This window comes from Andreprevotia chitinilytica DSM 18519, assembly GCF_000711875.1.
Lineage (GTDB): Bacteria > Pseudomonadota > Gammaproteobacteria > Burkholderiales > Chitinibacteraceae > Andreprevotia > Andreprevotia chitinilytica.
The window spans coordinates 1-12,981 of the sequence record NZ_JONM01000005.1 but is presented as its reverse complement, the minus strand read 5'-3'; the positions used below and the strand labels follow the sequence as shown (position 1 = coordinate 12,981).

8 protein-coding genes and 1 tRNA gene are annotated in these 12,981 nt (G+C 61.1%); 4 read left to right on the top strand and 5 right to left on the bottom strand.

All coding sequences use genetic code 11. The annotated features are described in order from the left end of the window. The 5 genes from BR41_RS08180 to BR41_RS08160 form a co-directional block, all read right to left on the bottom strand. Complete coding sequence (locus tag BR41_RS08180) at positions 1 to 2,856, bottom strand: type VI secretion system Vgr family protein (protein WP_084186929.1); 2,856 nt, start codon at positions 2,854 to 2,856, stop codon at positions 1 to 3. A 408-nt stretch (positions 2,857 to 3,264) separates the two neighbouring features. Next, positions 3,265 to 3,358, bottom strand: a tRNA-Ser gene (locus BR41_RS08175). Positions 3,359 to 3,465: 107 nt separating this feature from the next. Then, positions 3,466 to 4,692, bottom strand: coding sequence for an aspartate kinase (locus BR41_RS08170; protein ID WP_035055087.1), 1,227 nt, complete (start codon positions 4,690 to 4,692; stop codon positions 3,466 to 3,468). 124 nt (positions 4,693 to 4,816) lie between these two features. Next, entirely contained in the window at positions 4,817 to 5,890 is a 1,074-nt protein-coding gene (alr, locus tag BR41_RS08165) for an alanine racemase (protein ID WP_035055084.1), read from the bottom strand. A 49-nt stretch (positions 5,891 to 5,939) separates the two neighbouring features. Continuing rightward, positions 5,940 to 6,563, bottom strand: a complete 624-nt coding sequence (locus tag BR41_RS08160; RefSeq protein WP_035055081.1) for a DedA family protein — start codon at positions 6,561 to 6,563, stop codon at positions 5,940 to 5,942. Positions 6,564 to 6,783: 220 nt separating this feature from the next. Here BR41_RS08160 and lplT point away from each other — a divergent pair, with 220 nt between their 5' ends. The 4 genes from lplT to BR41_RS08140 form a co-directional block, all read left to right on the top strand. Continuing rightward, complete coding sequence (gene lplT / locus BR41_RS08155; RefSeq protein ID WP_035055079.1) at positions 6,784 to 8,076, top strand: lysophospholipid transporter LplT; 1,293 nt, start codon at positions 6,784 to 6,786, stop codon at positions 8,074 to 8,076. Then, positions 8,069 to 9,175: an efflux RND transporter periplasmic adaptor subunit gene (locus BR41_RS08150; RefSeq protein WP_051710494.1), complete on the top strand. Its 1,107-nt coding sequence runs from the start codon at positions 8,069 to 8,071 to the stop codon at positions 9,173 to 9,175. Before lplT ends, BR41_RS08150 begins: the two co-directional genes overlap by 8 nt. Positions 9,176 to 9,187: 12 nt before the next feature. Beyond that, positions 9,188 to 12,289, top strand: coding sequence for an efflux RND transporter permease subunit (locus BR41_RS08145; protein ID WP_035055077.1), 3,102 nt, complete (start codon positions 9,188 to 9,190; stop codon positions 12,287 to 12,289). A 417-nt stretch (positions 12,290 to 12,706) separates the two neighbouring features. Continuing rightward, positions 12,707 to 12,981 (top strand): IS3 family transposase (locus BR41_RS08140; protein ID WP_035055075.1); only part of this gene is annotated, 275 nt, incomplete at its 3' end.

The following is a 12,981-nucleotide window of genomic DNA, read 5'->3' as shown; positions in this document are numbered from 1 at the left end:
TTAGGCTCCTCCGTGTTTGGCGATCAGTTTGCGGATATCAGCTTCGGACAGGGTTTCCTTGTAGCCCGTCGTGGATTGCTGATCTTTGCGTTTGAACCCGCGTTTGTCCGGCCCGAATTCCACCTGCACTGCCCCCGGCGGTACATCGTTTAAGCGCGCTTGACCATTGGCATCCAGCGAGCCTTTTTTGACGGAACCATCGGAGAACGTCGCAATATAATCCGCTCCCTTTAATGGTTCTTCATCGTGATACTGGCGCTCGATCACGAGCTGATGCTTGCCGAGAGGAAAATCCGGTCGCGGCAAATTCATGCTCGCCGGCCCGCCCATGCTCTGGCTGGCCCCCTTGATATCAATCTTGCCCGGCGCATGGATCTCGATGTTGCCGCCAGCGATGCGGATATACGCGCCGCCGGAGGTAAGTAGCACTTCCTTGCCAGCGTTGATCAGTGCATTGATTTGGGCTGCGTGGCTGATGTCCTTGGCCGCCGCAATCTCCACCGAATCGTCCTGCGCCTGCATTTGAACTTTGCCCTTGGCCGCAATCAGCTTCAGGGAGACCTTGTCCTTCACCCCCGCCACGAACAACGAAATATGCTCCCCGACGTTATGCAGCCATCTACGGCCAGAGGTCTGGTTGGTGTCGCGCTGCGCGACCAGATCAAGATTGGTGCCCGCAGTAATGGTCTGGCTTTGCGGTGTGGTCGCGGCAATACCCGCCGGGGCACTGAGGACGAGGATCGGTTGCTGGCCGGCCTGGTCTTGCGATCCGCTCTTGCCGTCCTTGTCGGTGTTGCTGCCCTTGTCCCAGCTCTTCAGCGCGTCTTTCAGATGTTGCTGGTGACCGATGATCTTCTTCGGCCCGGCACTGTTGTCGCTCTGGACGGTGAGGTTGTCTTTACCCGTTTCCGTGGTATCCGCCTGTTGATGCGTGGCGGTGTCGCTCAGGGTTTGTGCCAGGGCGAAGGCGGCATCGAGTTGGGATTGCGCTTCGCTGCGGTCGAGTTGTTTGCCGGTCGCGCCGTTTCTCGCGTCCGCGCTGATCAATAAGCCATGGCCGGCGCGGAGTGCGCCGTGGCGGTCGGTACGGAGTTCAAATCCTTCCCCGCGCGCTTCGGCCTTGCCGTCTGCTCGTGGGTGGGTGAGGTAGCCCTGATTGAGCTGGGTCTTGCCATGCTCGGAGGAGAGCTTGGTTCTGACTTCGCCGGTCGAGTCATCGAACAGCAGTTCGTTGTACTGGCTGCCTTTGTATTCCTGGCTCTTGAGGCCGGACAGCGTCTTGTTGGCCGGCAAGGAGCCCGCACCACTGAAGGTCGGTGTGCGGTGCGCGCCGTTGAACAGCACGCCGGTGACCAGCGGCCGGTCGATATCGCCCTCGACGAACTGCACCACCACTTCCTGCCCCACGCGCGGGATGTGTTGCGTGCCCCAGCCGTCGCCAGCACTCGGGTAAGCCACTCGCACCCAGCAGCTGCTGTTGTCGTCACGATTGGCGCCGCTTTGGGGATGTTCGTCCGGGCGTTGCCAGTGCAATTGGATCTTGATGCGGCCCATCGCATCGGTATGAATCTCTTCGCCCGAGGGGCCAACGACAGTGGCGGTTTGCAGGCCGGGGGCGGTGGGTTTGCTGTGGTCGGTGTCGGCGAAGGCGGGATTGAGCGGAATGCCGCGGCGAACGGCATCCACCCGCACCTTGAACGGCTGCGCCGGGCTGTCGCTCTGCGCCAACAAACCACGCACGCCCTGCTGCAGCTCACCGGGCAGATTGTTATAAGCAGTGAGGGTATGGCCGGTGACGGTGAACTGGCGATTCTCCGGCGCATCGTCGTCATGGGCCGGGTGGCTGTCGAGCTGGAACCATTCGCCGATGTTGAGCGACCGCACCGTACCTTCACCACTAAACGTCTTGGCCGCCCGATCGAAGGCTTGCTGGCGCAATTGCGCATAGCGCGACAGATCGTCGCTGTCCTGGCCGAAGTAACCACCCGGTGCGTCGTAATGGATGAGGGTGCTTTGCGCCTGCCGGCCGCCATCACCATGATCGACGGCGGTGCCGTCTTCCGCCTTGAGCGCATCGACCGGCTTGTAGTCGAAACTCGCCAGTTGCACCTGACCGGGGGTGATCTGCCGCACCGCGCCCCACTGGGTCAGGGTGTCGTCGGCTTCGGTGGCGGCGGCGCGATGGAAGCGGATGCGGGCTTGTTCGGCCGCATCGAGTTGATACGGATCATCGAAGGCCACGAAGGTCGTGACCGGTGCATCCCCGGCGGTAAAACGGAAGCGATAGGCAATGCCTTCCTCCGCCAGCAGACGCTGGATGAAATCCAGATCGGATTCACGGTACTGGGCGCAATAGGAGCGTTGCGGGTAGGTCTTGGATAAATCGAATTCGGCGGCAAAGCTGGCAGCGAGGGCCGGGTTGCCGGCGAGGTGTTCGTCGAGGATCTGTTTGACGATGGCGGGGACGGACAGGTCCTGAAACACCCGGCTGGTCGTCCGTTGCCGCAACAGCGCCAGTGGCGGTTCGATGGTCAGGTCGTAGCGGCTGAAACCGCCATCGGAACCGGCGAATTCGGCAGAAGTCACCAAGCCGGTAATCACCTGCCGGCCGCCGTCGGCCGAGAGAATGCCGACTTCCACCCCCAGACCCAACAAGGTCTTGAGTTCCAGACTCACATCCGAGGACAAACATTGCAGCGTGTAGCGGTAGCAGGTCGACAACTGCCCTGAGCCGGTTAACACATGCGGCAACAGGGTATCGGCGGCCGGGCCGCTGCCGTCGCTGAAGTGGAGTTCAAGCAGCCGGTTGGCTTGGCTGAAGGCGGTGGCGAAGGACGCGAGGAGGGTGTCGAGCATGGACGACCGGCAGACGGAATCTGGGAAGTTCGACAGCTTAATGGTTATTTACACGAAAGGAAATGGACAGTTACCCGATATTAAATGCGCTTCGCAAGCGGGGTAGATTCGACGTGGGGCTTACTGCACGCAGGGCATGGAAAACGAAGTTTGAGCGCACTCTCATATCGCGAGACAAGCCAACATGGGATCGCTGTTAGATGAGGAATCGACCGCTTCGGCGTGTCCGCACAGCTGCGCTCGTCAGCGCCGCGCCAACGATTGCGGCAGTGGTGTGTGTTTGCCCTTCCCGCCCTGCAGGACGCTTGAGCGGGCCTTCTCAGCAGCGCCCGATGTTTGAGTAGCGGATTTGGGCGCCGCAAATAGAAAAACCCCTGACTAAGATCAGGGGTTTATCTATTTGACCGTTGGCGGAGACGGAGGGATTCGAACCCTCGATACAGGTTTAAGCCCGTATGCCTCCTTAGCAGGGAGGTGATTTCAGCCACTCATCCACATCTCCGTCAAGGGAAGCCGGATCATACCTGCCGATCCGGCACCCGTCAAATGACGGTTTGGGGTTAAAGCCCCGTCGCCGATGGCTTGCGGCGAATTACCGTTTATTCTCTGTTACTTAGCTTGATCCAGGCCGAATGCCTTGTGCAGCACGCGCACGGCCAGTTCCAGGTATTTCTCGTCGACGATGACCGAAATCTTGATTTCGGAGGTCGAGATCATCTGGATGTTGATGCCTTCTTCAGCCAGGGTGCGGAACATGGTGGAAGCCACGCCAACATGCGAGCGCATGCCAACGCCAACGATGGAGACCTTGCAGGTCTTGTCGTCGCCATCGACTTCACGTGCGCCGATGTGGGCTTTCACGCCGTCCAGCACTTTCATCGTGCGGGCGTATTCGCCCTTGGGCACGGTGAAGCTGAAATCGGTGGTGCCGTCCTTGCCGACGTTCTGGATGATCATGTCGACGTCGATGTTGGCGTCGGCGATCGGGCCGAGGATCTGGTAGGCGATACCGGGTTTGTCCGGCACGCCGGTCACGTTGATGCGGGCTTCGTCACGGTTGAAGGCGATGCCGGAGACGACTGGCTTTTCCATGTTCGGGTCTTCCTCGAAGGTAATCAGCGTGCCCTCGCCTTCTTCCTGGAAGGACGACAACACGCGCAGTTTCACGTTGTATTTGCCGGCGAATTCGACCGAGCGGATCTGCAGCACCTTGGAGCCGAGGCTGGCCATTTCCAGCATTTCTTCAAAGGTGATGGTCTTGAGCTTTTTGGCTTCCGGCACGACGCGCGGGTCGGTGGTGTAAACGCCGTCGACATCGGTATAGATCTGGCATTCGTCGGCCTTGAGGGCGGCGGCGAGCGCCACGCCAGAGGTATCCGAGCCGCCACGGCCCAGCGTGGTGATGTTGCCTTCAGGATCGACACCCTGGAAGCCGGCGACGATGACCACGCGGCCTGCATTGAGGTCGGCGCGCATCGGCGCATCGTCGATCGACTGGATGCGGGCTTTGGTGTGGAAGGAGTCGGTCAGGATCTTGACCTGGCTGCCGGTGTAGGACTTGGCTTCGATGCCGGCGTCCTTCAGCGCCATGGCGAGCAGGCCGATGGTGACCTGCTCGCCGGTCGAGACGATCACGTCGAGCTCGCGCGGATCAGGATTGGCCTGGACTTCCTTCGCGAGCGCGATCAGGCGGTTGGTTTCGCCGCTCATCGCGGAGACAACGACGACGATGTCGTGGCCCTGCGCCTTGAACTTGGCGACGCGGCGGGCGACGTTCTTGATCCGGTCGGGTGAGCCGACCGAAGTGCCGCCATATTTTTGGACGATCAATGCCATGGTGCAACCTAGTTGGGTTGGTAAGACGGAAATTCGCTAAGCCGGTGATTGTAATGAAAGCTGTTGCGCTTTACGAGTGAATGACCCTTGCATACAGCAACTTAGCCCGAAGAACGGTCACGCTTTATGCCACGCGAATGTGGGCTCGCGGCGCAACCGCGCACATCAATTCATAGCCGATGGTGCCGGCGGCGGCGGCCACTTCGTCGATCGACAACGCTTGCCCCCACAATTCAACGTCGCTGCCCAGCTGGGCCTGCGGGATGTCGGTGAGATCAACGGCCAGCATGTCCATCGAGATACGGCCGAGCAAGCGAGAGCGCTGCCCGGCGACGAGCACTGGTGTGCCGTTCGGCGCGTGGCGCGGATAACCATCGGCATAACCGCAAGCGACGATCCCGATGCGCATTGCCTTGTCAGCAGTAAACATCGCGCCATAGCCGACTGAATCACCCGGCTGCAGCATTTGAATACCGATGATGGCGGACGAAAGCGTCATCGCCGCCTTGAGTCCGAGTGTCGCTGCCGTCTTGCTCAGACCGAACGGGCTCGAACCATAGAGCGCAATGCCATTGCGCACCCAATCGCGATGAGTAGTGGGGTAGTCGAAAGTGGCAGCGGAATTCGCCAACGAGACCGGCAGATTCAGCCCGGCCGTGGCAGTTTCAAAACGATTCAGCTGGTTGGTGATGCCTTTGGCTGGCTCATCCGCACAGGCAAAGTGGGCCATGAGCGTGATGCCAGCAACGTTCGGGCAAGCCTTGAGCCGGGCGACCAGCTCGGGTGCCTGTTCCGCCGGAAAGCCAAGCCGGTTCATGCCGGTATTCAGCTTCAGGAACACGTACACCGGCTTGGCGAGCTTGGTCTGCTCCAGCCACGCCAGCGCTTCAGCGTTATGCACGGCGATCCAGAAATCCTGGCGAGCGGCCTCGGCCAATTCCACCTGATCGAACACGCCTTCCAGCAGCAGGATGGGCTGGCGGATGCCTTCCTCCCGCAGTTTCACCGCACCATCGAACTCCAGCGTGGCAAAGCCATCGGCATCGGGCAGTGCCGCCGCACAGCGCAACAAGCCGTGGCCGTAACCGTTGGCTTTGACCACCGCGAACGCCTTGCTGCCCGCGGCACGCGCCTTGATGACGGCGTAGTTATGCCGGATAGCGTCGAGATGGATGGTGGCAAGAATGGGGCGCGTCATGACGGGGATGGCTCCGGGCGGTTCGGCGAAAAGCGATTTGCAGAGAAGACTAGCAGGCGGAATCAGGATGGCGTTTCTTGTAGCGTTTCCACGCCCAGAAGGCGACGGCGATCAAGATCGCCACCACCACCAGCATCACGCCAGTCTGGCCGCGTTTGAGCCACATCATCAGCCACTCGCGCCGGTAGGCACCGTAATAGCCGAGATAGACCCACACCGGCGCACTGATCAGCGCGGCAAAGCCGTCCATCATCAGGAAGCGCCAGTACGGAATCTGCCGGCTCATCCCGGCACAGAGAAAGATCGGCGAGCGCAGGCCGGGCAGGAAACGGGCAACGAACAACACGCGGTTGCCATAGCGTCGGTATTTATCTTGTACGCCGGCGTAATGCGCTGGCGAGAGCAGGTGCGCCACCCAGCGCCACTTGAGCACTTCCTTGCCGTAATGGTGGCCGGCCGAGAACATGATGGTGTCGCCGATCAGCACGCCGGCCATGCCGACCAGGAACATCACGTGGACATTGGCATAACCCAGTCCGGCAATGATGCCGCCGGCCACCAGCGTGATGTCTTCTGGAATCGGGATGCCAAAACCGCACAGCAACAAGACCAGAAAAACAGCCAGATAGCCGTAATCGGTAAAGATGGGGAGGAGATATTGAAGCGTATCCATTGACTTCCTAGGTGGCGATTTGCACCACCCGCTGACACATCATCCACGGCAAGCGCCACGGTATTCCGGGTGGCGATCCAGCCACAATTCGGGTGCGATCATAGCACGTGCCTTACAGGGCTCTGTTCGGACAATCTCTAATCACGAGCGTTCCTGACAAAGAGCAGATCGGGGCAGATCGTGATATAACCCCGAGATTAATCTCAGCCCAGCCTCTCGAATGGATCGTGGTTTCTTCCTGATACTTGGCGCGCAGTTCCTGTCGGCGCTCGCAGACAACGCGTTGTTCATTGCTGCACTGGCCTTGCTAAAAGAAAACCAGGCGCCGGAATGGCATTTGTCGATGCTGCTCTGGTCCTTCACGGTGTCGTACGTCGTGCTCGCCCCGTTTGCCGGCTCCTTTGCCGATTCAATGCACAAGGGCCGGGCGATGATGATCTGTAACGGCATCAAGGTGATCGGCTGTGTGGGGATGCTGATCGGCGCACCGCCGATCCTGGCGTATGCCATCGTCGGCTTTGGCGCAGCCGCCTATTCGCCCGCCAAATACGGTCTGATCACTGAATACCTGCCACACGAAAAACTCGTTGAAGCCAATGGCTGGCTCGAAGGCGCAACGGTCGGCGCCATCATTTTCGGCACCATGCTCGGCGGCGTGCTGACCGGTGACACGGTGGGCGGTTGGCTGGATACCTACACCACGCCGGACTGGCTCAGCGCCCCAACTCTCGCCATCAGCACGATCCTGCTGCTGTACCTCGCTGCATCCTGGCTCAATCTCTATATCCCCAAACTCAACGTCCAACTCAAGCCGCTCGAATGGCGGCCAATTGCGTTGGTGCATGAGTTTGCCGAGTGTCTGAAACGGCTCTGGCAAGACCCGCAAGGACAGCTCTCGCTGGCGGTGACCACCTTATTCTGGGGCGCAGGCGCGACCATGCGACTGGTGGTGCTCAACTGGGCGGTGATCTGGCTGAACTATTCCATGCAGTCCGCCACCATCCTGATCGCCACGGTCGCTTTCGGTACGGCATTCGGCGCGGTGATCGCCGGCCGCTACGTGCCGTTGAAAAAAGCGTTCTCGGTATTGCCGGCCGGCATTGCGATGGGCGTTTTGGTGATGAGCATGTTGCTGATTCGCGATGCGCATATCGCGGGCTGGTTGATGTTCACGGTTGGCGCGCTATCTGGTTTCTTCGTCGTGCCGCTGAACGCCATGCTGCAGCATCGCGGCTATCTATTGATGGGCGCCGGGCATTCGATCGCGGTGCAGAACTTCAATGAGAACATCGGCATCCTGATCATGGTCGGCATTCACGCCCTGCTGGTGAAGTTCTTCAGCGGCCCGGTGCCGGCCGGGGCATCCGAAGCGGTGATGGACCAGTTCGCTGTAAACGGCTTGCCACCGATGTACGTTATCGTGCTGGGCTTTGGCTTATTCGTGGCCGTTGGCATGGCGTTGATCATCTGGCGCTACGCTCGCGGCGTTCGCGCTGGAATCATGCATGACTGATAAAAAAAACACCCTCGTCCTCCTCCCCCTTCTCTGCGCCCTCGCCCTCACTGCCTGCCAACGTACGGCCGATAAGCCGAACACCGTCCGCGCCACCCAAGTACGCACAACGCAGGCGACGACGGCTGACGTGCCGGTGGTGCTGACCGCACAAGGTCACGTGCTGTCGCTGAATCAGGTCGACTTGCGCCCGCAAGACGCCGGTATCCTCCGCACGATCCATTTCAAGGAAGGCGACGACGTCAAAGCCGGCCAGTTGCTGTTCAGCATCGATGACCGCGAGGCCGCCAGCAGCCTGCAAAAGATGGACGCCAACATCGTCCAGTACCAAGCCCAGCTCTCACAAGCCAACCGCGATCTGGCCCGCTCGCAAGAACTGGCCGCCAAGGGATTCGTTTCCGCCACCGCCATCGATGCCGCGCAAGCCAAAGTGGATACGCTCAAAGCGCAAATCGCCGCCGCCAGGGCCGATTCGACCGGCGCTCGCGTCACCCTGAGCTATCGCCGCATCGTCGCGCCATTCGCTGGCCGTACCGGCGCGCTCAACGCCTACCCCGGCAGCCTGGTGCAACCGGGCAGCACTCAGCCCTTGGTCACGCTGACCCAGCTCGACCCGATCTCCGTGCGCTTTTCCGTGCCCGAGAACGACCTGACCGCCGTGCGCGTCGCCCAAGCCAACGGCCCGGTGAACGTCTCCGTCCAGCTTGGCCAGGACAAGCTCAGCGGCAAATTGACCTTTATCGATAACACCATCGACAGCACCAGCGGCACCATCGCGATGAAGGCCGAATTCGCCAATCCCAAGCATCTGCTCTGGCCGGGCATGTATATGCCGGTGTCCGTGGATGCCGGCGTCACGCGCGATGCGGTCGTCCTGCCTGCGCAAGCCGTGCAAAGCGGGCCATCCGGCCGATTCGTCTATCGCGTCGCCGATGGCAAGGCCGCGAGCCAGCCGGTGCAGCTCGTACGGGTGTTCGACGAACGCGCCATCGTGACTGGCGTGCAGCCCGGCACCAAAGTCGTGCTCGAAGGCGGCCAGAACCTGCGCACCGGCATGACCGTGCAGGAAGCCAGCGCCCCGGCCCGCCAAGCGAAGTAAGACAGCGCGCCCATGAATCTTTCCGCCCTCTGCATCCATCGCCCGGTTGCCACTCTGTTACTGTGGCTGGCCGTTGTCGTCGCCGGCATTTCGGCGTGGTTCCAACTGCCGATCGCCGCCCTGCCCAACTACGACACGCCGACGATCAGCGTCAGCGCCAACCTGCCCGGCGCCAGCCCGGAAACGATGGCCACCTCGGTCGCCACCGTACTGGAAAAGCAGTTCTCGACCATTCCGGGCCTCGCCACGCAAACCTCCAGCAGTACGCTCGGCAACACCTCGATCACGCTGGAATTCGATGCGGATCGCAATATCGACGCCGCTGCCGTCGATGTGCAGGCCGCGCTGTTCCGCGCCAACCGCAGCCTGCCGTCGGACATGACCAGCCCGCCGAGTTACCGCAAGGTCAACCCGGCCGATGCCGCCATCCTCTTGATCGGCATCACCTCGCCCTCGATGGCGCTGTCTGATCTGAATGCCTATGGCGACAACCTGCTCTCGCCCGCGCTTGCCACCATCAACGGCGTCGCGCAGGTGCAGGTGTTCGGTCAGACGCGCTACGCCGTGCGGGTCTCGATCCAGCCGGAGCAACTCAACGCCCGCGGACTTGCTCTCACCGACGTCTCCGCCGCGCTCAAAGCCGCCAACGCCAACTCCCCAGTTGGCCAGCTCGATGGCAAACGCCAGACACTGATCCTGAACGCCGATGCCAACCTCAAGCACGCGGCCGACTTCGCCAAGGTGATCATCGCCACCCGCAACGGCCAGCCCGTGCGCCTTGGCGATGTCGCCAAGGTGGAAGACAGCGTCGAAAACCTGCGCACCAGCAGCTGGGTCGACAACGAACGCGCCATCGTGCTTGCGGTGCAGCGCCAACCGGGTGCCAACGTCGTCGCCACGGTGGATACCATCCGCAAGACGCTGCCGCAGCTCAAAGCGCAGATGCCGGCCTCGGTGCAGATCAAGGTGCTGAACGACCGCTCAGTCTCGGTGCGCGATGCCATTCACGACGTCACGCTCACCATGATGCTGACCATCGTGCTGGTGGTGCTGGTCATCCTGCTGTTCCTGCGCCGCGCCAGCGCCACGCTGATTCCGTCCGCCAGCTTGCCGGTGTCGCTGCTGGGCACCTTCGCGCTGATGTACGGGCTGGGCTATAGCCTCGACAACATCTCGCTGATGGGCCTCACCATCGCCGTCGGCCTTGTCGTCGACGATGCCATCGTGGTGCTGGAAAACATCGTCCGCCACGTCGAAGAAGGCATGGCCCCGATGGATGCAGCCGTCAAAGGCGCGCGCGAAGTCGGCTTCACCGTGATCTCGATCTCCATCTCGCTGATCGCCGTCTTCATCCCGATCTTTTTCATGCCCGGCACCATCGGCAAGCTGTTCCACGAATTCGCCGTCGTGGTCACGCTCGCCATTGCCGTCTCGGCTGCTGTATCGCTCACGCTGATTCCACTGTTTGCCAGCCGCTTCCTCAAGCACGAACCGGTCGATGCCCACGCCAAGGACGAACCGGCGTGGAGCCGTTTGTTCGAGAACCTGTTCAACCGCCTCCTGCACGGCTATACCCACTCGCTCGATATCGCGTTGCGCCATCGCATGCTGGTGTTGCTGATCGCGCTGGCTACGGTCATCGGCACGGTCTGGATCTACGCCGCCTCGCCCAAAGGTTTCTTTCCGCAGGAAGACATCGGCCAGATTCAAGCCACCGTCGAAGGTCCGCAAGACATCTCCTACGACGCCCTGCTCGCCATGCAGCGCATCGTCTCGCAACGCACCTTCGATAACCCCAACGTCGCCACCGTCGTCTCGCGGGTCGATACCGGCAACACCACCCGCATGTTCATCTCGCTCAAACCGCGTGGTGAACGGGCGCAGATGAAAGACGTCATCGCCAGCCTGCGCAAAGTCACTGCCGGCCTCACCGGCTTCACGCTCTATGCCAAACCGATCCAGAACCTGAACATCAGCGGCCGATCGGCCAGCAGCTCGTATCAATACACGCTGCAATCGGTCCGCGCCGACGACCTCGATCAATGGGCCGACAAGCTGCTGGCTGAACTGCGGCAGTCGGACGTCCTCGCCGACGTCAACACCGATGCGCAAAAGAACGGCCTGCAAGCCACCCTGAAAATCGATCACGACAAAGCCCAGCTGCTCGGCATCGATACCCAAACGCTGAAGAGCACGCTCTACGCCGCCTATGGCGGGCAACAGGTATCGACCATCTACGACCCCGAGGACAGCTATCAGGTGATCATGGAATTGTCGCCAGAAAGCCGCCGCGACGAATCCGCGCTCGACAAGCTCTACGTCACCAACAAGACCGGCACGCTGGTGCCGATCACCGCCTTCGCCCACGTCGTCCGCGAACAAGTCGCCACCGCCGTCAACCATCAGGGCCAGCTGCCCGCCGTTACGCTCTCGTTCAATCTGGCCGCCGGCAAATCGCTGTCCGACGCCAGCATCGCCATTCAAAACGCGCAGCACGCCATCGGCATGCCGAGCTATGTATTCGGCGCATTCGCCGGCGAAGCTGCCGTGTTCCAGTCATCGCAATCCAGCCAGCTGTGGCTGATCCTGATCGCCATCGCGGTGATCTACGTGATCCTGGGCGTGCTGTACGAGAGCTGGATTCACCCGGTCACCATCCTGGCCGGCATCCCCTCCGCCGCCATCGGCGCGCTGCTGGCGCTGCGGATACTGGGGCTGGAGCTGACCTTCATCGCCATGGTCGGCATCCTGCTGCTGGTCGGCATCGTCAAGAAAAACGCCATCATGATGATCGACTTCGCGCTGGAGGCGCAGCGCAACCAAGGCTTGTCACCGCTCGAAGCCATCCGCCAAGCCTGCGCGCTGCGGTTCCGCCCGATCATGATGACCACCTTCGCCGCCATCATGGGTGCACTACCGATTGCGCTCGGGCTCGGCGCGGGTGCGGAGCTACGCCAACCGCTGGGCGTATCAGTCGTCGGCGGGTTGCTGTTCTCGCAACTGATCACGCTGTATGTCACGCCGGTGCTCTACCTCGGTTTCGATGCACTGACGACGCGCTTTGGCGGACAAGGCTTCAAGTCAGAGCTTGAACCGGATGCGGAGCGCAAATAGCATTGGGTATGGTTTGGATATGCAAACAGGGCGACGATGTCGCCCTGTTTTGTTTCAGTCTCCGTAGCACGGGTTAGCCACGAGGCATAACCCGCGACCTCTATGGGCTCGCCACACATGCCCCTGCGCGGGTCAAACGACCCGCCCTACTCGCTTGAGACGGGATTTCGTAGGTTGGTGTTGAGCGCGCGAAGCCCAACATTCGCCACGCGACGCATACCGCCATCGATGCTTGAGCTGATGTTGGGCTTCGCTGCGCTCAACGCCAACCTACGATCGGTCTCCGTAGCCCGGACGCGTTCTGCGGCCGGGGTTGGTTCAAGGTATCTACGCAGGTGGAATCGGCCAGGTGTAGTGGTTCAATTTCCCCGGACACCTCAATAGGTGGTAAATCCACCTTCTGAGGGAAATGAATCAATGACACAAACACGCAGAACCTTCGACAGCAGCTTCAAGTTGCAAGTCGTCAAGATGATCAAAGACCAAGGGCTGAGCGTGGCACAGGTCTGCCGGGATATGGGGCTGGGCGAGACCAACGTACGCAAATGGCTCAAGCAGTTTGAGGCCGAGCAAGCCGGTCAGCCTGGACCAGGACTGCCGCTGACGGCCGAGCAACAACGCATCCGGCAGCTGGAAGCCGAGAATCGCCAGCTGCGCCAGGACAACGACATCCTAAAAAAAGCATCGGCCTT